This window comes from Polaromonas sp. OV174 (genome assembly GCF_900112285.1).
GTDB lineage: Bacteria > Pseudomonadota > Gammaproteobacteria > Burkholderiales > Burkholderiaceae_C > Polaromonas.
Map to the genome: position 1 here is coordinate 114,287 of NZ_FOKZ01000001.1, position 23,229 is coordinate 137,515.

At 57.1% G+C, this 23,229-nt stretch carries 22 protein-coding genes, 2 tRNA genes and 3 pseudogenes; 16 read left to right on the forward strand and 11 right to left on the reverse strand.

The window, feature by feature from the left end; genetic code table 11:
* Window positions 1-7 precede the first annotated feature (7 nt).
* The 6 genes and pseudogenes from BM160_RS00535 (at window position 8) to BM160_RS00560 (ending at window position 3,426) form a co-directional block, all read left to right on the forward strand.
* Complete coding sequence (locus tag BM160_RS00535; RefSeq protein ID WP_091998714.1) at window positions 8-619, forward strand: glutathione S-transferase N-terminal domain-containing protein; 612 nt, start codon at window positions 8-10, stop codon at window positions 617-619.
* Between the two features lie 42 nt (window positions 620-661).
* The gene (locus BM160_RS00540) at window positions 662-1,186 is read left to right on the forward strand and encodes a ClpXP protease specificity-enhancing factor (protein ID WP_091998717.1); all 525 of its coding nucleotides are present in this window, start codon (window positions 662-664) and stop codon (window positions 1,184-1,186) included.
* Between the two features lie 12 nt (window positions 1,187-1,198).
* A tRNA-Thr gene (locus tag BM160_RS00545) sits at window positions 1,199-1,274 on the forward strand.
* Between the two features lie 174 nt (window positions 1,275-1,448).
* Window positions 1,449-1,838 (forward strand): annotated as a pseudogene (locus BM160_RS00550) (Arm DNA-binding domain-containing protein); the annotation flags it as partial.
* A 360-nt stretch (window positions 1,839-2,198) separates the two neighbouring features.
* A pseudogene (locus BM160_RS00555) lies at window positions 2,199-2,611 on the forward strand (IS5/IS1182 family transposase); the annotation flags it as partial.
* Between the two features lie 98 nt (window positions 2,612-2,709).
* Entirely contained in the window at window positions 2,710-3,426 is a 717-nt protein-coding gene (locus BM160_RS00560) for a Crp/Fnr family transcriptional regulator (protein ID WP_091998722.1), read from the forward strand.
* A gap of 5 nt (window positions 3,427-3,431) precedes the next feature.
* Here the strand turns inward: BM160_RS00560 and BM160_RS22830 are convergent.
* From BM160_RS22830 to BM160_RS22835, 5 genes and pseudogenes are all read right to left on the reverse strand, one after another.
* A pseudogene (locus tag BM160_RS22830) lies at window positions 3,432-3,554 on the reverse strand (IS6 family transposase); the annotation flags it as partial.
* Between the two features lie 176 nt (window positions 3,555-3,730).
* Complete coding sequence (locus BM160_RS00570) at window positions 3,731-4,555, reverse strand: carbon-nitrogen hydrolase family protein (RefSeq protein WP_091998725.1); 825 nt, start codon at window positions 4,553-4,555, stop codon at window positions 3,731-3,733.
* A gap of 89 nt (window positions 4,556-4,644) precedes the next feature.
* Window positions 4,645-5,640 (reverse strand): Bug family tripartite tricarboxylate transporter substrate binding protein, encoded by a 996-nt coding sequence (locus BM160_RS00575; RefSeq protein WP_091998730.1) that lies wholly within the window; start codon window positions 5,638-5,640, stop codon window positions 4,645-4,647.
* Window positions 5,641-5,780: 140 nt separating this feature from the next.
* On the reverse strand, window positions 5,781-6,752 hold the full coding sequence (locus BM160_RS00580; protein WP_091998734.1) for an IS481 family transposase: 972 nt from the start codon (window positions 6,750-6,752) through the stop codon (window positions 5,781-5,783).
* A 287-nt stretch (window positions 6,753-7,039) separates the two neighbouring features.
* Complete coding sequence (locus BM160_RS22835) at window positions 7,040-7,354, reverse strand: endonuclease V (RefSeq protein WP_091998738.1); 315 nt, start codon at window positions 7,352-7,354, stop codon at window positions 7,040-7,042.
* Between the two features lie 449 nt (window positions 7,355-7,803).
* Between BM160_RS22835 and secA the strand changes: the two genes are divergently transcribed.
* From secA to BM160_RS00610, 5 genes are all read left to right on the forward strand, one after another.
* Complete coding sequence (secA, locus tag BM160_RS00590; protein ID WP_091998742.1) at window positions 7,804-10,569, forward strand: preprotein translocase subunit SecA; 2,766 nt, start codon at window positions 7,804-7,806, stop codon at window positions 10,567-10,569.
* A 61-nt stretch (window positions 10,570-10,630) separates the two neighbouring features.
* Window positions 10,631-11,872 carry a bifunctional glutamate N-acetyltransferase/amino-acid acetyltransferase ArgJ gene (argJ, locus tag BM160_RS00595; protein ID WP_091998746.1) on the forward strand — a complete coding sequence of 414 codons (1,242 nt, stop codon included), beginning with the start codon at window positions 10,631-10,633 and terminating at the stop codon, window positions 11,870-11,872.
* An 18-nt stretch (window positions 11,873-11,890) separates the two neighbouring features.
* Window positions 11,891-12,841, forward strand: a complete 951-nt coding sequence (locus BM160_RS00600; RefSeq protein WP_091998749.1) for an ATP-binding protein — start codon at window positions 11,891-11,893, stop codon at window positions 12,839-12,841.
* Between the two features lies 1 nt (window position 12,842).
* Window positions 12,843-13,343, forward strand: a complete 501-nt coding sequence (locus tag BM160_RS00605; RefSeq protein WP_255368494.1) for an NUDIX domain-containing protein — start codon at window positions 12,843-12,845, stop codon at window positions 13,341-13,343.
* An 85-nt stretch (window positions 13,344-13,428) separates the two neighbouring features.
* Entirely contained in the window at window positions 13,429-14,778 is a 1,350-nt protein-coding gene (locus BM160_RS00610) for a polyamine export protein PaeA (protein ID WP_091998750.1), read from the forward strand.
* On the opposite strand, the gene BM160_RS00615 is transcribed toward BM160_RS00610, so the two are convergent.
* Together BM160_RS00615 and BM160_RS00620 are read right to left on the reverse strand one after the other, a co-directional pair.
* Window positions 14,775-15,386 carry a lytic transglycosylase domain-containing protein gene (locus BM160_RS00615; protein ID WP_255368496.1) on the reverse strand — a complete coding sequence of 204 codons (612 nt, stop codon included), beginning with the start codon at window positions 15,384-15,386 and terminating at the stop codon, window positions 14,775-14,777. The two genes, BM160_RS00610 and BM160_RS00615, sit on opposite strands and share 4 nt — an antisense overlap.
* A 127-nt stretch (window positions 15,387-15,513) precedes the next feature.
* Window positions 15,514-17,256 carry a proline--tRNA ligase gene (locus tag BM160_RS00620; protein ID WP_091998756.1) on the reverse strand — a complete coding sequence of 581 codons (1,743 nt, stop codon included), beginning with the start codon at window positions 17,254-17,256 and terminating at the stop codon, window positions 15,514-15,516.
* A 112-nt stretch (window positions 17,257-17,368) separates the two neighbouring features.
* Here BM160_RS00620 and BM160_RS00625 point away from each other — a divergent pair, with 112 nt between their 5' ends.
* Window positions 17,369-18,076: an RNA pyrophosphohydrolase gene (locus BM160_RS00625; RefSeq protein WP_091998759.1), complete on the forward strand. Its 708-nt coding sequence runs from the start codon at window positions 17,369-17,371 to the stop codon at window positions 18,074-18,076.
* On the forward strand, window positions 18,073-18,579 hold the full coding sequence (locus BM160_RS00630) for a CNP1-like family protein (RefSeq protein ID WP_091998762.1): 507 nt from the start codon (window positions 18,073-18,075) through the stop codon (window positions 18,577-18,579). The genes BM160_RS00625 and BM160_RS00630 overlap by 4 nt, the downstream gene beginning before the upstream one ends.
* Window positions 18,580-18,604: 25 nt before the next feature.
* Here the strand turns inward: BM160_RS00630 and proB are convergent, their stop codons facing one another.
* The 4 genes from proB to rplU form a co-directional block, all read right to left on the reverse strand.
* Entirely contained in the window at window positions 18,605-19,741 is a 1,137-nt protein-coding gene (gene proB / locus BM160_RS00635; protein WP_091998765.1) for a glutamate 5-kinase, read from the reverse strand.
* A 96-nt stretch (window positions 19,742-19,837) separates the two neighbouring features.
* Complete coding sequence (gene cgtA, locus BM160_RS00640; RefSeq protein ID WP_091998768.1) at window positions 19,838-20,923, reverse strand: Obg family GTPase CgtA; 1,086 nt, start codon at window positions 20,921-20,923, stop codon at window positions 19,838-19,840.
* Window positions 20,924-21,016: 93 nt separating this feature from the next.
* Complete coding sequence (rpmA, locus tag BM160_RS00645) at window positions 21,017-21,274, reverse strand: 50S ribosomal protein L27 (protein ID WP_091998773.1); 258 nt, start codon at window positions 21,272-21,274, stop codon at window positions 21,017-21,019.
* A 27-nt stretch (window positions 21,275-21,301) separates the two neighbouring features.
* On the reverse strand, window positions 21,302-21,613 hold the full coding sequence (rplU, locus tag BM160_RS00650) for a 50S ribosomal protein L21 (protein ID WP_091998776.1): 312 nt from the start codon (window positions 21,611-21,613) through the stop codon (window positions 21,302-21,304).
* A gap of 175 nt (window positions 21,614-21,788) precedes the next feature.
* On the opposite strand from rplU, the gene BM160_RS00655 reads away from it, so the two are divergent.
* The 3 genes from BM160_RS00655 (at window position 21,789) to BM160_RS22050 (ending at window position 23,226) form a co-directional block, all read left to right on the forward strand.
* Entirely contained in the window at window positions 21,789-22,772 is a 984-nt protein-coding gene (locus BM160_RS00655) for a polyprenyl synthetase family protein (RefSeq protein ID WP_177218868.1), read from the forward strand.
* Between the two features lie 14 nt (window positions 22,773-22,786).
* Window positions 22,787-22,863: transfer RNA gene (locus tag BM160_RS00660), tRNA-Pro, on the forward strand.
* Window positions 22,864-22,887: 24 nt separating this feature from the next.
* Window positions 22,888-23,226 (forward strand): hypothetical protein, encoded by a 339-nt coding sequence (locus tag BM160_RS22050; RefSeq protein WP_143093152.1) that lies wholly within the window; start codon window positions 22,888-22,890, stop codon window positions 23,224-23,226.
* Window positions 23,227-23,229: the final 3 nt, after the last annotated feature.

Genomic DNA, 23,229 nt, shown 5'->3' on the forward strand with positions numbered 1-23,229 from the left:
CCGAACCATGATGGTCCTTTATTCAGGCACAACCTGCCCCTTCTCGCACCGCTGCCGCTTTGTGCTGTTTGAAAAAGGCATGGATTTCGAAATCCGCGACGTTGACCTGTACAACAAGCCGGAAGACATCAATGTGATGAATCCGTACGGTCAGGTGCCGATTCTGGTCGAGCGTGACTTGATCCTGTATGAGTCGAACATCATCAATGAGTACATTGACGAGCGTTTTCCGCACCCGCAACTCATGCCCGGCGACCCGGTTGACCGTGCACGTGTGCGCTTGTTTTTGCTGAATTTTGAAAAAGAGCTGTTCGTTCATGTCAGCGCGCTCGAATCCCGCGCTGCCAAGGGCAACGAGAAAGCACTGGAGAAATCCCGTGCACACATTCGTGATCGCCTGACGCAGCTGGCACCGATTTTTCTGAAGAACAAGTTCATGCTGGGCGACAACTTCTCCATGTTGGACGTTGCCATTGCACCGTTGCTTTGGCGCCTGGATTACTACGGCATCGAGTTGTCGAAAAATGCCGCGCCCCTGCTCAAATATGCCGAGCGCATTTTTTCGCGTCCGGCCTACATTGAAGCGTTGACGCCGTCCGAAAAAGTCATGCGCAAGTAATTGCCGCACTGAATTACAGGATCAAGCAACTTGGCTGAATTCATGAACGCGCCGGACGCCACCTCTACTCGCCCTTACCTGATACGTGCGCTCTATGAGTGGTGCACCGACAACGGCTTCACGCCCTATGTGGCCGTGTCTGTGGACGATAGCGTACAGGTGCCGCGCGAGTATGTGAAAAACAACGAGATTGTGCTCAATATCAGTTTTGACGCGACCAGTTCGCTGCAGCTGGGAAACGAGTTCATCGAGTTCAAGGCACGGTTTGCCGGCAGCGCTCGGGAAATCCTGGTGCCCATCAGCCATGTGATCGCCATTTACGCCCGAGAAAACGGGCAGGGTATGGCGTTCCCAATGGATACGGCACCACGAGGTTCTGTTGGCGATGCTGCTCACCCGGTACCGGGTATGGCGCCTTCTGCGTCGGGTCCTGCGGATGGGGTTGAAGGCAAGCTCATGCAACTGGTTCCGGAAAGCGGGTCTGGTGCTGCCGTGGAAGGCCCGGATACACCAGAGCCGCCCAAGCCACCATCACGTCCGCGGCCGTCGCTCAAGCGAGTGAAGTAAAATAGAATTTGTGCCGCTTTAGCTCAGTTGGTAGAGCAACCGCCTTGTAAGCGGTAGGTCGTCAGTTCGATTCCGACAAGCGGCACCATTTCACTGTTTCACACCATCTCAGAACCCCTCAGAACCCGCATGTTTATTGGCATGGCGGGTTTTTTGTTGTCTCACGCGGTTTCACCGGATACCATGAGATACCGTTAAAAAGACGGTATCTGTGACGGTATCTCACAGTACCGCAAACAGAGATACCGTTAAAGGGGCAGCAATGGCACTGGCAGACACATTCGTAAGGCAGGTGAAGCACACCGGCAAACCCACGGGTGACAAACACACCGACGGCGGCGGCATGTACCTGCTGGTGAAGGCGGGCGGCAAGTATTGGCGTATGGACTACACCCACGCGGACAAGCGCAAAACCCTGGCCTTGGGCGTGTACCCGACGGTCTCGCTGGCCAAAGCCCGGCAGCGGCGCGACAAGGCGCGGGAGCTGCTGGCGGACGGGATTGACCCCAGCACAGCCAAGAAAGAGGACAAGCAGGCCAAAGCCGACGCGGCGGTAAACACATTTAAGGCCGTCGCTCTGACGTGGCACACAATGAAGGCCAAAGGCGACACCTCTTCGACGACGTTAAAAAAGCGGCTGGCACACTTTGAAACCCATGTTTTCCCGGCCATCGGCAACCGTCCGGTTAATGCCATCAAGCCCGCAGAGATTCTGGCCTTGCTTCAAGCCGTAGCCGACAAGGGGACTGCTTACACGGCGGGGCGGTTGCGGGCGTTATGCGGGCAAGTGTTTTGCTTTGCAATTCAGACCGGGCTGGCAGAAAACGACCCGACCGTATCAATGCGCGGGGCCATCGAAAAACCGGCAGTGAAGCACCGGCCTGCACTGACGACACGGCGGGAGTTCGGGGAGTTTGTACGCGACCTGAGAGATACCACGCGGGCAGAGCCGTTAACCCGGCTGTGCGCAAGATTCGGCTTGCTGACCTGGACACGGCCGGGTGAGTTGCGGCATACGTTGGAAGAAACCCTGGAGCAGGTCGCCATCCTGGCCGAGCGAAAGCCCACGACGGCCATCGTGGACAAGGGCTATCGGGGCGTGGAGATCGAAGGCGTGCGCATCCTCAGATCGGGTCAAAAGCGAGGCATCACACGGACCTTGAAGGCGATGATCCATCGGCGCAGTGCCATCGAGCCGGCGATCGGGCACATGAAGATGGATGGGCGGCTGGGCCGCTGGGCCGCAATCCGCTCAAGGGTGCGTTGGGCGATGCGCTGCATGCGGTGATGTGCGGCGCGGGCCACAATCTGCGCTTGATCCTGGCGAAGCTGCGGCTTCTTTGCGCCCGCATCGGGCTGGATTTGCATTCGCTGCTGGCGGCACTCGTGCCATCCCAGCTTCGCGCTCAACTCCCCCGAGTTTGAAAACCGGATTGTTCAGGGCCGACGCATTATTCGCGTCGAGCCGATTCACTCAACTCCCCGAGGGCTGAAAACGGGATTGTTCAGGACGGACTAACTAAATGAACACATATAGCGATCCGCTGACGGTGCTATCCCTGATAGCCAGCATAACGATTTTCAGCGGATGGCCACCTCACCTTCTGGATCGGCTTCAAAGTCAGTCGCGCCGTTGGTTGCGCACCGAGGGCAGCATACTGCTTTCACAAGGGCAGACTGCTTCTGGCCTATTCATCATTCTGAAAGGCAGCGTGGAAGTCACTGCTTACAGCGACCAGGGGCAGCTATATATTCAACGATTTGCGCCTGCAGGCAACCTGTACGGATTGGTTAGTGTCATCGACGGTAATCCCAGCACATTCACCTATGTTGCGCAAACTGAGCTGGAATTGATTTTTATCCCCTCAGAGGTTTTCCTGGATGTCCTCGCGTCACAGCCCCACCTCTGGAAAAATATCGCCCTCTATGTTGCATCGGTTCAACGATCTGTTTTTGCAGCAGTCAGCGAACAAATGTTTGAAGGACTGAATGTGCGTCTCGTGAGAATCATTTTGAATCTCACTGAAACCCATGGCATTCGCGATTCCGAAACGGGGCACATACGAATTCGAGTCACGCAGGAGCAATTGGGAAATTTTCTGGGCGTTACACGTCAGACGATACACAAAGAGCTCAAGCATCTAGAGAAATTGAACTACATCGCGCTGGAGTATGGCGAATTGTTTGTGCTGGATAAAAAGGCGCTCGAAGGTGGGTGGGGACGGCAGCCTCAAATCTGAAGTGTCCACTTGCCCTTGATCTTCACGTAGGTTTCGTCGACGAGCCACGATCGACCGGCCTTGTGAGCGAATCGATTCCAGCGCTTATCGAGCTCAGGCACGAATCGCCGGACCCAGCGCACAATCGTTCCAGGGCAACCGCAGCGGCGCTATCGGGACCTGGAAAAACCGGGGACGCTCAATCCGGTGCTGCTATTGCGATAGAACCTTGTTTCGGAGATAAGCCGCTATGGCCGGGCCATGTGCGCACCCGCGAGCAACGTACAACTCGACACCATGCTCAAGAATTTACGGTTCTGGAACACTACATCAACGCATCGGCTTCGCGTGTAATCGCCGAATACAGATCAGGGCGTCGATCTCGCCAGCTTGGATATTTCCTTCTGGCAGAATCAATAACGGTATAGTCTAGTTCAGCCACGATAACGGTTTCAGTTTGTTTGTCGGCAGGCGCAGCGGCTAGCACTTTTCCAGTTGGGTCAATGATACAGCTTCCGCCCGATAGAATACGTTCGTGATACTGACCAACCTTATTGGCGGCGACAAAAAACACGCCATTATCAAAAGCTCGAGTTCGTATCATTTCCTGGAACATGAATGTTCTCGGTGTTGTAAATGGGGCAAAGATTATCTCCGCGCCATTGGCGGCAACGCAGCGCGACGCCTCGGGAAAGCCATTGTCGTAACAGATATTTATGCCGATACGCCAGTTCTTGAACTGTGCAGTGTCGAAGCGTGTGCCGTAGCGAAAGTATAGTTTCTCCAAACTATATACGGCAGCCGGATGTGTCTTGCGATATTTGAATATGATATCTCCCGATGCATCGATAAGTATTGCAGTATCGAAATACAAGCCGGGAGCCTCTTGTTCATAAATGGTGGCTATGATCGCAGCCTTGTTTCGAGTGGCAGATTCTCTCATTGCGGTAATGGTTGGGCCATCATCGCGCTCTGCAAGATTCATCATCTCCAGGTCTCTGTAATGCGCAAAATCAATCGTGTTGAAGAATTCTGGCAGAAGCACAATCTCTGCGCCTAAGGCCGCGCCTTGCGATATATAAGCGTCTGCTTTCTTTAAGTTCTCTGCCAGGTCATTGCCGCTGTGCATCTGAATACTTGCTACTTTCATTTCTATTGCTCCAGTTCTACGTGCAGTAAAGGTTATTTTGCGGATTATGCAGGAATGCGCAGAAGATCGTATTTAATCTCAAATACTGGTTACTGAAGTGGAATATTTGCCTCACTCAGAATAGTCCTGAATTTTTCAATCTCGGATGCAACGAATTTTTTGGTTTCTTCTGGATTCATTTTTGGGGCGGGGTCAAAGCCTAACGCTTCAAACTTACTCCATACTGCAGGATCCGCAAGAATTCCACTAACTGCTGCATTGAGCTTGTTGATGATATGTGGAGGGGTGTTTCTGGGTGCCGCCAATAGGGCCCATGTCGCCGGAACGATTCCGCGAATACCGGCTTCTTGAAATGTAGGTACGTCGGGGTGCTTCGGCGATCGCGTAGAGGCACCTATAGCCAGAGGCTTGATTGAGCCATTCACAATGTGCCCTTGAGCAAAGCCGAACGTTTCAAGCAGGAACTGAGTGTCACCTGAGAGCACCGATTGCAAGGCCGCGCTCGAACCCTTGAATGACACATGAGTAAGATCCATGCCTGTTCTGATGTTAATGATTTCTCCGTAGATATTTGACGTAGTGCCTATGCCCGCTGACGCAAACGCATTTTTCCCTGGCTCGGCTTTAATTTTCTTGACAAATTTCTCAAGTGTTGGGGGGCTATTCGGCCCCGCCAGCAGGACCAGCGCCTGTGTATTCAAAAGCGCTATGTGGCTAAAGTCTTCTAGCGCGTCATAAGGCAATGATTTCATTAGCGACGTGTTGATGGCATTTGTCGCTGCCGTACCTACCAGAAGTGTGTATCCATCAGGCTTGCTTCTTGCAACATACTGCGCGCCGATCGTGCCTCCAGCCCCTCCCTTGTTCAGCACAACCACCGACTGCCCCAATTTTTGAGTGAGATTGTCTGCCAGTACACGCGCGAAGTTGTCGGTGGGTCCGCCAGGATTGAAAGGCACCACTAAATTGATCGTCCGTATTGGGTACTCTTCTGCAGCATTCACCTCAGCCGTCCATAGCAGGGATAGCAGCATTCCGAATATGGAAAGACAATTGAAAATGCTTTTTGTTAGATAGTCATGCATATGAGGAGCTCCTGTTTTGCAAGTTGACAGCGTCAAAACATAAATAACTATTTGGCTTTTACTGGGGCATGCCAAAGTAGCGTACGGGATGCTCTTCGGTGAGACTGTCAAAGTATTTACAATCTCCTCTTTTCTCCTAACTAGTTGTCACATCCCGGACGATCATATGGCCGCTTATGAAACAAATCCGGATGCTCCTGGTACCACTCTTTCATGGCCTGCATCGGCGTCTTGCTGCCCAGTGCTGACTGCGGCAGTTGGTGGTTGTACAGGGCCACATAACGCAGCAGGGTTTCCTCCATGTCCTCACGGCTGTTGAATCTGTGGGTCTTCAGGACGTCCGCTATGCGGCCATTGAATCGCTCCACCATCCCATTGGTTTTTGGCGTCCTGGGCTTGGTCAGCCGGTGCTCGATGCCCAACTCCTGGCACAGCTGATCGAATTCATGGTTGCCGCTGGGCTCGCGTTCCTTGCTGGCAAACAGGCGGTCTGTGAACTCCTTGCCGTTGTCGGTCAGCAGCTTGTGGATTCTGATCGGGCAGGCCTTGTGCAGTGCCTTCAGAAAGGCCTGTGCGCTGGCAGCCGTCTTGTTGGCCTTGAGTTGCACAAACACCCATCGCGTGGCCCGGTCGATGGCAACGAACAGGTAGCGCCGGCTGCTCTCGTCCTGCATCTGGGGCAGGTACTTCACATCCATGTGCACGTAGCCTGGCTCGTAGCTCTTGAAAGCCTTGTGGGCCACCACAGGCTCCTGAGGCTTGAGGGCGTTGAGGTTGCCCGCCCCGTGGCGGCGCAGGCACCGGTCCAGGCCCGAGCGCGAGACATGGGGGCAAATGAACTCTCGCGTGACGGCAAGCAGGTCATCCAGGGGCAACAGCAAGGTATGCCGCAGGTGGACCACCACGGTCTCTTGTGCAGGCGTGAGTACCGTCTGCAGGCGGTGGGCCGTATGCGAGCGGTCGCCAAAGACAGAGCGCTTCTTCCACTTGTAGACGGTCTGTTCGGTGATGCCAAAGCGCTGGGCCAGGACACTGGCAGTCTCGTTGCTGGCCGCGATCTCGGCACGCACGGCAGGCGTGGTGCGTGCGTTCTTGTGCAGGGCAATCAACATGGTTTCACTCCCTGGGTGGATTGCAAGGACTCTATCAACTCTTGCAGAACGGCTCGGGCCATGAAGAGTGGATAGTTCTGTTGGTATGGCTAGAATTCAAACCAAAAATACCAACGGATAGCAGCACTTGGAGGCGGCACCATCCCTTCCGAGTTTCCAGGAAAACTCATCAAGCATCCTTGGTATCGATATTCAGCGGATGTCATGCGCTATCCATCAAGTAGCGCCTCCAGGCAGCAAAAAATATAACGACCAGACCACGCGTTCAGGTGGTGGTCTGCCGCAAATTATTTTGCCAGCAGTATCTTCAGCCGGATTGAGCTAACCTTCCAGCCCTTGCTGAGCAGACGGGCCTGGATCAAGGGGGTCAGTTGGCGTATTTTGGCTGCGGCCGCATTGCCGCTAACCAGCAGGCACCAGCTTTCGCCATCAATCGGTCCGGCCTTGACGGCAGCTCGCAGCGGTTCAGGTAGCAGTGACTCAATCGCCTTGAGCCTGTCATTGGACTCCCGGACCAATTCCGTCAGCCGAGCCAGGGACGGCGAGTTTCCGGCTGCTTGGAGAGCGGTCTGAGTCTGTGGAAGGCGCCTGTGTGTATTCACGGTGAGTTGGGCCGGCCCGGGTGAGCGCAAGCTTTATAAATGGTGGGCAAGTGCATTCGATTATCACGGATGCGTGTTTGGCGAGAAGTCGGACTACTGGAGCGGCAGAAAATTGTTGACGGGCCAGCATGTCGATTTGATGAGCGTTGCGGCGTCGTGCTTGGTGGATCAGAAGATAGGGCAAATGACGGTGTCTACCCGGGAACCTGTGGGTGACTGCAAGAAGGTGTGCCCTTGGCTGCATCATTCTGCGGGGTATTCTTTTGCGGCGGGAGCCGGCTCACAGGGCGTTTTACGCTGAATAGGCTCAAGGCTTCCGGGCAGCGCTAAAATCTAATGTTTGCGCACAGTTGAACTAATTGCTAGCGCCCACACTTAAGTTCCGTACTCAATAAGGGATTTCAGCCGCATTGCCAGCTCAAGGGAGCGGCTAAGGCGGCCTCGCATTTATGGCTTCCAACATCCTGACCAAAATTTTCGGTAGCCGCAACGACAGGCTGCTCAAAACCTACCGTAAAACCGTAGACCAAATCAATGCACTGGAAACACAGTACGAGAAGCTAGACGACGATCAGCTGCGCGCTAAAACCCAGGAGTTCAAGGATCGGGTAGCTGCCGGCGAGGAACTCGATGCGATTCTTCCCGAAGCCTTTGCCGTGGTTCGCGAGGGCGGCAAGCGCATCATGAAGATGCGGCATTTTGATGTCCAGATGCTGGGTGGCATGTCGCTGCACAACGGCAAGATTTCCGAAATGCGCACTGGTGAGGGCAAGACCCTGACCGCGACGCTGCCGGTTTACCTGAATGCCTTGACCGGCAAGGGCGTGCATGTGGTGACGGTCAATGATTACCTGGCCAGCCGCGATGCCCGTTGGATGGGCAAGCTCTACAACTTTCTGGGTCTGAGCGTCGGCATCAACCTGCCCAATATGTCGCGCGAAGAAAAGCAGGCGGCCTATAACTCCGACATCACCTACGGCACCAATAACGAGTATGGTTTTGACTACCTGCGCGACAACATGGTGTACGAGGTGGCTGACCGCGTGCAGCGCGGCCTGAATTACGCCATTGTCGATGAGGTGGATTCGATCTTGATCGACGAGGCCCGCACGCCACTCATCATCAGTGGTCAGGCCGAAGACCACACCGAGATGTATGTGGCGATGAACAAGGTTGTTCCTTCCTTGAAGCGCCAGGAAGGCGAAGCCGATCCACGCACCGGGGAAGGTGTCACCCAGCCAGGTGACTACACCATCGATGAAAAAACCCATCAGGTGTTTTTGACCGAGCAGGGACACGAAAACGCCGAAGGCATACTGTTCAATTTGGGCCTGATTCCCGAAGGTGCCACGCTTTACGATCCGGCCAATATCTCGCTGATGCACCATTTGTACGCGGCCCTGCGTGCCAATTTGTTGTATCACCGTGACCAGCACTACGTGGTGCAAGAGGGCGAGGTCGTCATCGTTGATGAGTTCACCGGCCGCCTGATGTCGGGTCGCCGCTGGAGCGATGGCTTGCACCAGGCCGTGGAAGCCAAGGAAGGCGTACAGATTCAGGCGGAAAACCAGACCCTGGCCTCGATTACCTTCCAAAATTACTTCCGTCTCTATAACAAGCTGTCGGGCATGACAGGCACGGCGGATACCGAAGCCTACGAGTTTCAGGAAATCTATGGGCTGGAAACCACCGTCATTCCCCCCAACCGGGTGAGCCGGCGTGACGACCAGCTGGACCGCGTTTACAAAACCACGCGTGAAAAATACGAAGCGGCCATCAAGGACATTCGTGAATGTTATGAGCGTGGCCAGCCGGTGCTGGTTGGCACGACCTCGATCGAGAACTCCGAAATCATCGACCAGTTGCTGCTCAAGGAAAACCTGCCGCACCAGGTGCTGAACGCCAAGCAGCATGCCCGCGAGGCAGATATCGTGGCGCAGGCCGGCCGGCCCAAGATGATCACCATTGCCACCAATATGGCCGGTCGCGGTACCGATATCGTGCTGGGCGGAAATGTTGAAAAATTGATTGAGGCGGTGGAGGCTGACGAGTCGCTGGATGCCGCTGCCAAAGAAGCGGAAATAGCCCGCTTGCGTGCCTTGTGGAAGCTGGAGCACGATCAGGTCACGGCATTGGGTGGTTTGCGTATCATCGCTACCGAACGCCATGAGTCACGCCGCATCGACAACCAGTTGCGTGGCCGCTCGGGTCGCCAGGGCGATCCCGGTTCCTCGCGTTTTTACCTGAGCCTGGACGACCCGCTGATGCGCATTTTTGCGGGCGATCGTGTCAAGGCCATCATGGAGCGGCTCAAGATGCCTGATGGCGAGGCCATTGAAGCCGGCATCGTGACGCGCAGCATTGAATCGGCGCAGCGCAAGGTGGAGGCGCGCAATTTCGATATTCGCAAGCAACTGCTTGAATACGATGATGTCTCCAATGACCAGCGCAAGGTGATTTACCAGCAGCGCAATGACATCATGGATGCCAGCAATTTGCAGGCACAAATTGCCTCGCTGCGCGAAGGCTGCTTCAGCGATCTGACGCGCCAGTACGTGCCGGCGGAAAGTGTCGAAGAACAATGGGATGTGGCGGGACTTGAGAAAGTGCTGAGTGATGAGTGGCAGATCGAGCTGCCGCTGCGCCAGGAACTCGAAGCTGCCACGGCCATTACCGACCATGATGTGCTTGAAAAAGTCGTGGCGGCAGCCGATGCCGCCTTTGCCGACAAAGTAGAAAAAATTGGCGAAGAAAATTTCATCCAGTTTGAACGAGTGGTGCTGCTGCAAAGCATAGACAGCCACTGGCGCGAACACCTGAGCGCGCTCGACTATCTGCGCCAGGGTATCCACTTGCGTGGCTATGCGCAGAAGCAGCCCAAGCAGGAATACAAGCGCGAAGCTTTTGAGCTGTTTGGCCAGTTGCTCGACAGTGTGAAAAATGCCGTCACCAAAATACTGATGACGGTCCAGATCCAGTCGAGTGAACAGCTGGAGCAGGCCGCGGAAGCCATGGAAAGCCGAGCTGAAAATATTGCCAATGTCACTTACACCGCACCAACCGAAACTGGTGGCGTAGAAACGACGGTTGATGAAGAGTCGCAGAAGCGGTCTCAGCCGGCGCCGGGAACGGCCACGGCGCGCGTCGGCCGCAACGACCCTTGTCCCTGCGGTTCGGGTAAGAAGTTCAAGCTCTGTCACGGCAAGTTGAGCTGATCCGCTGCGTAGTTCCTCCACCTTTCGTTGATCTCATCAGTCTTTTCCTGGAGCCAAGTTCATGCCTGTCAACCTGCTTGCCACGCCCGCCGCAGATCTTTACCCCGTGGCCGGTGTGCGCTGGGGTGTCGCTGAAGCCGGAATCCGCAAGGCCAATCGCAAAGACCTTGCCGTGCTGCTGCTGGACGAGGGTGCTTCGGTGGGCGCCGTGTTCACGCAGAACCGGTTTTGTGCCGCACCGGTGCAAATCTGCCGCGAGCACCTGGCCAAGAACTCGGGAAAAAGCCTGGGTATTCGTGCCATGCTGATCAATACCGGCAACGCCAATGCTGGCACCGGCGAGGACGGCTTGCATCGTGCGCAGGCCAGCTGCATCGCCTTGGCCCGCGAACTCAATTTGTCGCCCGAGCAAATCCTGCCGTTTTCCACCGGCGTGATCATGGAGCCCTTGCCGCATGAGCGCATCGCGGCGGGCCTGCCTGCGGCACTGGTCGATGCCGGGGCCGACAACTGGGCCACGGCCGCCGAAGCCATCATGACCACGGATACGGTGGCCAAGGCGTTTTCCACTCGCATCACATTGGGTGGAGTGAGCGTCACCATCACCGGCATCAGCAAGGGCGCCGGCATGATTCGCCCCAATATGGCGACCATGTTGGGTTTTCTGGCTACCGATGCCTGCGTCTCCCAGACCTTGATGGCACAACTGGCCAGGGAACTGGCCGAAGGCTCTTTCAACCGCGTGACGATCGACGGAGACACTTCCACCAATGATTCTTTCGTGGTGGTGGCGACGAATCAGGCCAAGCACCCGCAGATCACCTCGCTGGACAGCGTGGATGGTCAAGTGTTGCGTGCCGCCATGTTGCGCGTCGCCAAGCTCTTGGCGCAGGCCATCGTGCGTGACGGCGAGGGGGCGACCAAGTTCATTACCGTGCAGGTCGAGGGTGGAAAAACTGCTGAGGAATGCCGCCAGGTGGCTTATGCGATTGCCCATTCACCGCTGGTCAAGACGGCCTTTTTTGCCAGCGATCCCAATCTGGGGCGGATTCTGGCGGCCGTCGGCTATGCCGGCATCGCCGATCTGGATCAAACCGGCATAGATTTATACCTTGATGAGGTGCTGGTGGCTAAAAATGGCGGCCGTCATGCGGATTATCTCGAGGCCGATGGCCAGCGCGTGATGAAGCAAAGCGAAATCACCGTACGTGTGGTGCTGGGCCGCGGCGAGGCCATTGACACTGTCTGGACCTGCGACCTGTCCTATGACTACGTCAAGATCAACGCGGATTACCGCAGTTAAACCCTCAGGTCGCAGAACATGAACGAGCAGTTTGAACGCCTGATGCTTAGGGTCGAGTCGCTGATGACTCGCATTGAGTCCGTCTTGCCGCAACCCATGTCAGCGCCCGACTGGAGCCAGGCCGTAGCCTGGCGCTACCGCAAGCGCAGCTCGGGCCACGGTTCGTTGGAGCCGGTGAAACACCTGGGTGTGATGCGCCTGTTGGATCTTAAGGAAATCGACATCCAGAAGGAGAAGATTCAGCGCAACACCGAGCAGTTTGTGCAGGGTAAACCGGCCAACAACGTGCTGCTCACCGGCTCGCGCGGCACCGGCAAGTCCTCGCTGATCCGGGCCTGCCTGAATGAATACGCCTCTCAGGGCCTGCGTCTGATCGAAGTCGACAAGGCGGATTTGACCGACTTGCCCGACATCGTCGACGTGGTGGCCGGTCTGCCCGAGAAATTTATCGTCTTCAGTGACGACCTGAGTTTTGATGAGGGCGAGCCCGGTTACAAGGCGCTCAAGTCCATCCTCGACGGTTCGGTGGCGGCTACCGCGGCCAATGTGCTGATCTACGCCACCAGCAACCGCCGCCATCTGCTGCCCGAGTACATGAAGGACAACCTCACGTACAAGCACGGCGACGACGGCGAACTCCACCCGGGTGAAGTCATCGAAGAGAAGATTTCGCTGTCCGAGCGCTTCGGTCTATGGGTTAGTTTTTATCCCTTCAACCAGGACGAATACCTCGCCATCGTGGCGCAGTGGCTGTCGTCCTTTGGTGTGAATGCATCGGCGATTGCTGCTGCGCAGCCCGAGTCCTTGGTGTGGGCTCTGGAGCGTGGTTCGCGCAGTGGCCGCGTGGCCTACCAGTTCGCCCGCGACTATGCCGGCAGGTACACCGATAACCTGCCCGTGGCGCCGCAACGCACCAAGGTGGCGGACTACCAGCGCGGCAACCCCGCCGGCAACGCGCAGGACTACTGAGGTGGCTGTTCTGGTGGCACATGGCGACAGGCCGCGCGAAGGGCTGCAGGCCGGCCAGGAACGCAAGGTGGTGGAGGTGGCCGTGGGTGTGTTGCTGCGCCCCAACGGCGATTTCTTGCTGACTTCACGCCCGCTGGGCAAGGTCTATGAAGGCTACTGGGAGTTTCCCGGCGGCAAGCTGGAGCCCGGCGAAACGATAGAGCAGGCCTTGCGCCGAGAGCTGCAGGAAGAAATAGGTATCACCATAGGCGGCGTGCAGTCCTGGAAGGTCGAGCTGGTCGACTACCCGCACGCACTGGTCAGGCTTCACTTTTGCAAGGTGTTTGACTGGACGGGTGATTTGCAGATGCACGAAGGCCAGACCTGTGCCTGGCAGTCTTTGCCGGTTCAGCTGTCGCCCATTTTGCCGGGAACACTCCCGGTGCTGGATTGGTTTGCGCAAGAGCGCGAATTTGTCGGCCCAACCCACGGGGATGCTGCATCTGGCGCGCAGATGGCCTAGCACTTAAGTCATCGCAGTGCGGGCTGCGATGTGCCCCGTTACACTGGGGCATCGCGCGCCGTATGGGCCTACCAGCGCCTAAACCATGACACTAGCTCAAAGTCTTTTTGTGATTGGCATGCTGATTGCGGCCAGTGCTTTCTTTTCCGTGGCCGAGATTTCCCTGGCGGCTTCGCGTCGTCTGCGGCTCAGGCAAATGGCGGACGATGGCGATGGCCGCGCCGAACGCGTGCTACGCATGCAGGAGCAGCCGGGTGACTATTTCACGGTGGTGCAGATCGGTCAGAATGCCGTCGCCATTCTGGGCGGTATCGTTGGCGAAGGAGCGCTAAGCCCGCACTTCACCGCCCTGTTCAGTTTGTGGCTGAGTGCCGAGCCGGCGCAGACGGCAGGCTTTTTGGCCTCCTTCCTGGTGGTCACCTCGCTGTTCATCCTTTTGTCGGATTTGTTTCCCAAACGCCTGGGCATGGCCGAACCAGAACGGCTGGCCATGCGCCTCACCCAACCAATGGCGGCGTGCATGCTTGTGCTGCGCCCCTTGGTGTGGTTTTATAGCCGTGGGGCCGATGCTCTGTTTCGCCTTTTTGGCCTCTCCTCGCTACGCGACGACCGCATTACTTCCGACGACGTACTTGCCATGATGGAGGCCGGTGCCATGGCTGGCGTGCTGGCTGCGCGCGAGCAGCAAGTAATCACCAATGTGTTTGAACTCGATACGCGTACGGTGGCCAGCGCCATGTCGCAGCGCGATCGCATCGCTTTTTTCCTGCGTGACGAGTCGGATGCCGTGATTCGTTTGCGCATTGCGGCCGAGCCCTATTCCACCTACCCGGTCTGCGAGGGCGATATCGATCATGTGATTGGCTATGTCGATGCCAAGGATTTGTTCCAGCGGGTCCTTAACAATCAGCCGATCTCGCTGGCCGACGACAGTCTGATTCGCAAGGTGCTGATCGTGCCCGACAGGCTGACGCTATCCGAAGTGCTGGAGCAGTTCCGCCAGGCGCATGAAGATTTTGCTGTCATCGTCAATGAGTACAGCCTGGTGGTAGGCGTGGTCACGCTTAACGATGTGATGAGCACGGTGATGGGCGACTTGGTGTCGCCCTTCGATGAAGAGCAGATTGTGCGGCGCGACGACAAGTCCTGGCTGATCGATGGTGTGACGCCGATTGAGGACGTGCTGCATGCCCTTGCGCTTGACCATCTGCCGCATGCCGAAGATTACGAAACCCTGGCTGGTTTCCTGATGGTGATGCTGCGCCGCGTGCCACGGCGTACCGATAGCGTCATCTGCGCGGGTTACAAATTCGAGGTCTTGGACGTCGACAGCTACCGTATCGACCAAGTCATGGTGACCCGCCTGCCTGAGGGTCCGGTCTCGGCGGATGTGCCGAGTGGAGCGTCGCCGGCGTCGTCCGCTACGAGCCGCTAGCCAGCAGCAGCGCCCGAAGTTTTTCCGGTGGCGAGCTGCCCATCATGCAGCCAGTTGCGCTGCGCCGCAAACACCGCATCGGGGTAGGGCGAGCGACCACGGCTGCCGTTGTAGCGGCCCAGTCCCATGAATCGATCGCCGCGTTCACGGTCCAGGTAGTGGCGCAAAATCACGCAACCAAAACGAAGATTGGTCTGCATGTGAAACAGCTTGGCCGGGTCACCATCACCAATCACGCGTGTCCAGAAGGGCATCACCTGCATGTAGCCGCGCGCACCTACGCTGCTGACGGCAAACTTGCGGAAATTGCTCTCAACCTGGATCAGGCCCATGACCAGCGTCACGTCCAGCCCGGCGCGTTTGCTTTCGTACCAGACGGTTTGGAGGAATTCCTTGCGGATTTGCCACTCCGGTTTTTTCTTTTTCAGGCGCTCACTCATGGCCCCCAGCCAGCGTAGGTAGGCGATACGGCTTTCGGTATCCCTGAACTCGGGGATAGGGGGGGCTTGATTGGCGATGGCGGAGCTCAGCGCGGTACGCACCGAGTCCATCAGCGGCTCTTCAACTTGTCCGCCGGCGTTTGCGTGCTCTGAAAATAAGAGCGGCATGCAGCCGACTGGTAAGGCCTGCAGGCATTTTCTTCTTGAAAAAAAACTTGAAGCCGGTGGGCGGTCTGCAGCGGGCGCTCTCATGAGAGGCGCCCAGACCTGGCAAGGGCCTTGTCGCCGCTCACCGTCACAGGGCCAGTTTTCCCTTGAGGAAATCGAACACACCCGCGGCATCGACCTTGCTGGACTCGCTGTCACGGCGGTGCTGATATTCGATGTGGCCCTCTTTCAGGCCGCGGTCACCAATGGTGATACGGTGCGGCACGCCTATCAGCTCCCAGTCGGCAAACATGGCGCCTGGCCGTTCGCCACGGTCATCGAGGATCACGTCCACACCGGCCGTGAGCAATTGCTGGTAAAGCTGCTCGGCGGCTGCCTTGACATCCGGAAAGCGTTCAGGCGTGATGGGGCACAGCACGACCGTGAACGGGGCAATCGCATCGGGCCAGATGATGCCGCGCGCATCATGATTTTGTTCGATCGCCGCTGCGGGCAGGCGTGTGATGCCTATGCCGTAGCAGCCCATTTCCATGAATTGTGGCTTGCCGTTTTCACCGAGGAAGGTGGCGTTCATGGCCTGGCTGTATTTGGTGCCCAGGTAGAACACGTGGCCGACTTCGATGCCGCGCTCTATCGCCAGCACGCCCTTGCCGTCGGGCGAGGGATCGCCCGCGACGACATTGCGCAGGTCGGCCACCAGCTCGGGCTCGGGCAGGTCGCGGCCCCAGTTGACACCGGTGGTGTGGAAGTCTTCCTCGTTGGCACCGCAGACCCAGTCGGCCAGCGCCGCGACTTCGCGGTCCACCACCAGCGTGACCGGTTTTTGCAGGTTGAGCGGGCCGAGGTAGCCCGGCTTGCAGCCAAAGTGCTCCTCGATCTCGGTCAGCGTCGCGAAGCGGAAATCGGCCAGGCCGGCCACCTTGCCAACCTTGACTTCGTTCATGTCGTGGTCGCCGCGCAGCAGCAGCAGCCAGACCTGGGTCTTGACGATCTTGCCGGATTCATCCAGCGTATCGGTGGCCAGCACCAGCGACTTGACCGTCGTGTTCAGAGGTATGCCCAGAAGTTCGGCAACATCGGCGCAGGTGGCTTTGCCTGGCGTCGCCGTTTGGGTCATGGCTTGCGAGGCGGCCTTGCGTTCGCCCTGAGGCGCCAGCGCTTCGGCCTTTTCCATATTGGCGGCGTAGTCGCTGGTCGGGCAGTAAACAATGGCGTCTTCGCCGGTGGCTGCAATCACCTGGAACTCTTCGCTCAGGTCGCCGCCAATCGCTCCGCTGTCGGCGGCCACTGCGCGGTAGCTCAGGCCAAAGCGGTCAAAAATGCGCCGATAAGCCTGGGCCATGTTGTGGTAGCTGAGCTTGGCGGCGGCCTGGTCGCGGTCAAAGCTGTAGGCGTCCTTCATGATGAACTCGCGCCCGCGCATCAGGCCAAAACGCGGCCTGCGTTCGTCGCGGAACTTGGTCTGGATCTGGTACAGGTTTTTCGGCAGCTGTTTGTAGCTGCGGATGTCCTGGCGCATCACGTCAGTGACCACCTCTTCGCTGGTCGGCTGGACCACGAAGTCGCGGCCATGGCGGTCCTTGATGCGCAGCAGCTCGGGGCCCATTTTGTCGAAACGGCCGGTTTCCTGCCAGAACTCGGCGGGCTGGATCACTGGCATGCTCATCTCTATGGCGCCGGCGCGGTTCATCTCTTCGCGCACGATGGCCTCGACTTTGCGGATCACGCGCAAGCCCATGGGCATGTAGTTGTAAATGCCCGCACCCAGCTTTTTAATCAGACCCGCGCGCATCATGAGCTGGTGACTCACGATTTCCGCGTCGGCTGGTGCTTCCTTGAGGGTGGAAATGAAGAACTGGGAGGCTTTCATGGGCTTTTTTCTAGACTTTTGGAGGGTTTTAGGACTGTCGTCCTGCTGTGCGCTTGGCTCTGAGCATTCTGCTGTGCATAATGGACTCAGTTTAAAAAATTGAGGTTTGATTATGCTTGACCGGGACGGCTTTAGGCCCAACGTCGGCATCATCTTGCTCAACCAGAGAAGTCAGGTATTTTGGGGCAAACGTATCCGTACCCACTCATGGCAGTTTCCGCAGGGTGGCATTGATCGGGGCGAAAATCCCGAACAGGCCATGTTTCGCGAGTTGCACGAAGAGGTCGGATTGCATCCGCAGCACGTTCAGGTGCTGGCCCGTACCAGAGACTGGTTGCGCTATGAGGTGCCTGACCGGTTTATCCGCCGCGATGCGCGCGGACACTACAAAGGCCAGAAACAAATCTGGTTCCTGCTGCAACTGGTCGGACACGACTGGGATTTGAACCTGCGCGCCACAAATCACCCCGAGTTTGATGCTTGGCGCTGGAACGACTACTGGGTTCCGCTGGATGTCGTGGTGGAGTTCAAACGCGGCGTTTATGAAATGGCGCTCACCGAGTTGGCGCGTTTCGTGCCGCGCTCCGAGTTTCGCACCGACCATCGTCCGGATCTACGCAATCGCTACTTGCGTGGTGGCTTGCATCAGCGCGATCTAGCCGCAAGCCATGCTCCCGAATGCAATCTCCACCTAGCGGGTGACTCCATGCGTTCCTATGTGGCTAGACCCGGCCCGGCGTTTGAATTGCCCCCTGGAGCAACTTTTGAGCCGGACCCACAGACCAGCTTCGGCATTGATTCGCAGACGAAAAAGATATGACCTTCAAAACCCTGGCCGGTATTTTTCTGGGGCTCACGCTAAGCCTGAATGCGGTGGCTCAGCCGGCGCCGGATGAACCAGAGTGGCAGGAGTCCGAGTTGCCGCCGCCACCGGCTTTTGACGTCGGCAAGTTGATTCCCCTGGACGTGTCACCTAACTCTTCGCTGGTTTACGGCGTGGATCCGGCCTCTATAAGCATTTCAACCAAAGACGGGCTGGTACGCTACGTGATGGTGGCCACCAGTGCCAGCGGCGCCCGTAATGTGATGTACGAAGGTATACGCTGCGCGACCGGCGAATACAAGACCTATGGCCGCTACTCGTCAGACGGCCGTTGGAATATGGTCAGCAATCCCGAATGGCGGACTCTGTTTGGCAATATGCCATCCAAACATGCACTGCGCTTTGCCCGGGCGGGTGCTTGCGATAGCGCCGCGCCGGCACCGTCGGTTCATGTCCTGGTGAACCGGCTGAAAGACCCGAGCTTCAGAACAACGGAATAGCCGAAAGGGGCCGAGAAGGCTGGGCTTAACGGCTTAGAACCAAATTGGTTCTGTGCACCATTTCCGACTCACCGGTGTAGCCCAGCAACTTTTCAAATTCCGTGGATGCCTTGCGGCAGATCAGCCGGGCTTCGGCGCTGGAATAGTTGGCCAGGCCGCGAGCAATTTCTGTTCCGTCAATATCCCTGATGGCGATCACGTCACCGCGCGAAAAATCGCCCTCTACCCGGGTCATGCCTATGGGCAGCAGGCTCTTGCCTTCGTCGCGTACCTTGGCGGCTGCGCCGGCATCCACGCTGACCGAACCGCGTAGTTGCAGGTGATCTGCCATCCATTGCTTGCGCGCCTGCATCTTCTGGGTTTGCGCCACAAGCAGCGTGCCGATGGCCTCACCCTGGCTCAGCCGTATCAGGGCTTGCGGTTCACGGCCCCAAGCAATCACCGTGGATGCGCCTGAGCCAGCCGCACGTTTTGCGGCCAGGATTTTGGTGATCATGCCGCCCCGGCCTATGCTGGATCCGGCACCGCCCGCCATCGCTTCCAGCGCCGCATCGCCAGCCTTGGCCTGGTGGACGAATTGGGACGCTGGGTCTTTGCGCGGATCGGCGGTAAACAGGCCTTTTTGATCCGTCAGGATGATGAGGGCATCGGCTTCGACCAGGTTGGCGACCAGCGCACCCAGTGTGTCGTTGTCGCCAAACTTGATCTCGTCGTTGACGACGGTGTCGTTCTCGTTGATGACCGGCACCACCCCGAGCTGCAGCAAAGTCAGCAGGGTAGAGCGGGCATTGAGGTAGCGTTCGCGGTCGGCCAGGTCGGCGTGGGTCAGCAGGACCTGCGCGCTGCCTATGCCGTTTTCACGCAACTTGGTTTCGTAAACCTGAACCAGGCCCATCTGGCCCACTGCGGCGGCGGCTTGCAATTCGTGGATGGCCTTGGGACGGGTAGCCCAACCAAGGCGTTTCATGCCTTCGGCAACGGCGCCGCTGCTGACCATGATCACCTCGCGTCCGTCCTTGACCAGAGCCGCCAGCTGCTCACACCATTGGCCTATGGCAACGGCATCCAGACCGCGGCCTTCATTGGTGACGAGGCTGGATCCGACCTTGACCACAATGCGTTTGGCGTTACGCAGAACAGGGCTGCCTGTTTGATCTTGCATTTTCAGTGTTTTAGGGCTCTAGCCCAGTAGTAGTGGGCGATAGGTGCTATTGTTTGAATAGCATATTCGGCTGTGAGCTATGCGTTGGCCTGACGATCAAGTGGACGCAGGTGGCTCCGGCGGCAATTCGACAAACCGTGGATCGATTTCTTCCTCGGGCTGCTCATTTTTCTGAACTTGCTTGACGTGCTGGTAGATGGTCTTGACGAGCTGCTCGCAACCCTCGCGCGTCAGTGCTGAAATTTCAAAGACAGGGCCTTTGAACTTGAGGCGCTTGACGAAATCCTTGACCACGGCGGCGCGGTGATCGGCATCGACCATATCCAGCTTGTTGAGTACCAGCCAGCGTGGTTTGTTGTACAGCGCTTCGTCGTATTTCTTGAGCTCACCGACGATGGCCTTGGCTTGGGCGACCGGATCCACGTTTTCGTCAAAGGGCGCCAGATCCACAACATGGAGCAGCAGGCGGGTGCGCTGCAGGTGGCGCAAGAACAAGTGACCCAGCCCCGCGCCTTCCGAAGCACCTTCAATCAGGCCGGGCAAGTCAGCCACCACAAAACTTTGCTCCGGACCGACCCGAACCACGCCCAAATTCGGATGCAGGGTGGTGAAGGGATAGTCGGCAATGCGTGGCCGGGCATTGGAGACTGCTGAGATAAAGGTGGATTTGCCGGCATTGGGCATGCCCAGCAGGCCGACATCGGCCAGCACCTTCAGCTCTAGCTTGAGACTTTTGCGTTCACCGGGCCAGCCTGGGGTCTTGCTGCGCGGTGCTCGGTTGGTTGAACTTTTAAAGCGTAGATTGCCAAAGCCGCCATCGCCGCCTTTGGCGATCAGCAGGCGTTCACCAGGCACCAGCAGCTCAAACAGAACTTCGCCGGTTTCGCCGTCTGTCAGGATGGTGCCGACCGGCATTTTCAGGACGATGTCATCGCCCTTGGCGCCGAACATATCCGATCCCATGCCATGTTCGCCATTGCGGGCCTCGTGGCGGCGTGAGAAGCGGAAGTCCACCAGTGTGTTCAGGTTGACGTCCGCCACCGCATAAACGTGACCGCCGCGTCCGCCATCGCCACCGTTCGGGCCGCCGAACTCTTTGTATTTTTCGTGGCTGAACGAGACGCAGCCGCTCCCGCCATCGCCAGCGGCAATGTCAATATAAGCTTCGTCAACAAATTTCATGATGATGTGCGGGTAGTGCGGTGGATTGAAGGCTAGTTTACAAACAAAAAAGCCCCGACAGGTCGGGGCTTCGATGCCATCGAAGTGATCAGCTTACGCTGGTGTCACGTTGACAGTGTGCTTGTTCAGCGCGCCCTTGATGGCAAAGGAGACAGAACCGTCAACCAGTGCAAACAAAGTGTGGTCTTTGCCGATGCCGACATTGACGCCTGGGTGGAACTTGGTGCCACGCTGGCGCACGATGATGCTGCCTGCGTTGATCACTTCGCCGCCAAATTTCTTGACGCCCAGCATTTTGGGCTGTGAATCACGCCCGTTTCGCGTAGAGCCGCCGCCTTTTTTCTGTGCCATTTTCCGTTACTCCTGGTACTTTGCTGCTTAACCGACGATGGCGCCGATTTGCAACTCAGTGAAGTTTTGCCTGTGACCCTGGCGTTTTTGGTAGTGCTTACGACGGCGCATCTTGAAGATGCGAATCTTGTCGCCCCTGCCGTGAGACAGGACAGTTACCGTAACAGTTGCACCGGACACCAAGGGCGTACCGACCTTGATTGAACTGCCTTCGCCGACAGCCAATACCTGGTCAATAACGATCTCTTGGCCTACGTCCGCAGCAATCTGTTCTACTTTAATTTTTTCTCCAGCAGCAACTTTGTATTGTTTGCCACCGGTTTTTATGACCGCGTACATGTATGACCTCGTTTGTGAGTTCTGCGGACGGATTTCCACAGAGCCCAAGATTCTAGCATGATGCGTAAAAAATGACCAGCCGCTGCTATCGGGCCGCAGTTTTCGGTCCATTCCAGGATGGGTGGAGAAGCGGGGCTTTCTATAATCGGCCCAAACTCAACGTCTGGATTTTCTTTTGTCTGCCAATTCTTCAAGCACCGCTGCTGCCCTTGCACTGATCGCCGACGACATGAGCGCCATGGACGCAGTCATCGCCCGCAGGCTTCAATCGGAAGTACCTCTGGTCGCGCAAGTGTCGCAATACATCATTGCTGCGGGTGGCAAACGGTTGCGTCCGGCCCTGGTGCTATTGATGTGCGGTGCTTTGGGCTATCGTGGCGAGGAGCGCCTGAGTCTGGCGGCGGTGGTGGAGTTCATTCACACCGCGACCTTGCTGCACGACGATGTGGTTGACGAGTCGACGCTGCGTCGCGGCCGCTCAACCGCCCATGAAGTGTTTGGCAATCCAGCGAGTGTGCTGGTTGGCGATTTTCTGTATTCCCGCGCCTTCCAGATGATGGTTGAGGTCGGCGACATGCGCATCATGCAAACGCTTGCGGACGCCACCAACGTGATTGCCGAAGGGGAAGTACTGCAGCTCATGAATATGCATGATGCGGAGCTGTCCGAGGAGGGATATCTGCGGGTGATCCGATCCAAGACGGCCAAGCTCTTCGAGGCCAGTGCTAGGTTGGCTGCCTTGCTGTCGCAGTCGTCTGCGTCACTTGAACAAAACTGCGCCGAGTATGGTCAGGCTTTGGGCACGGCCTTTCAGGTGATTGATGATGTGCTGGACTATGACGGCGATGTTTCGGAAATGGGAAAGAATCTGGGTGACGACTTGCGTGAAGGCAAAGTGACGCTGCCGCTCATCATCGCGATGCAGCGCGGCACCGAGGCCGAGCGCAACATCATTCGTCAGGCTATTGAAACCGGCGGCACCGGGCAGATGGCCCAAATTGTTGCTATCGTTCAGCAGACCGGGGCTTTGGAAGCGACTCGGGGGGCAGCAGCAGCGGAGGCGCAGCGCGCCTTGAACGCCTTGCAGGCCCTGCCACAGAACGTGTACAGTGATTCATTGATGCAACTTGCCTCCCAATTGCTGGAGCGGCGCTTTTAGGCATCAATGCAAGCCGGGGTGTAGCTTAGCCTGGTAGAGCGCTACGTTCGGGACGTAGAGGCCGGAAGTTCGAATCTTCTCACCCCGACCAGAACTTGCTAAGTAGATCAACAACTTGGCAAAAGCAGATTCGGTGCGCCGCCTAAAAAAGCAGCGAAAACTGGCAATCGGTTCCAGAATTATTCCAAATCAGGGCTTTGACGCTTTCCTAGACCTTTATCTGGATGCGCCGAATTTTGCTCAAATTCCTCGCGAAGTATCAGCGAGCGCAGTCCATTTTTCGAGGCTGCATCTTTGGCGTCAATCGTTCGCTGTTCGAAAGGTGACGGCAGACCTTCGCAATTTTTATGCATTTCTTTGCATAGTTCCAACGCCGGATGCGATTGCTGGGCGTTTTCGATTTACACCCCGTAATCAATCAACGATGATGTTTTCATTTGACCTGAATGCATAGAAC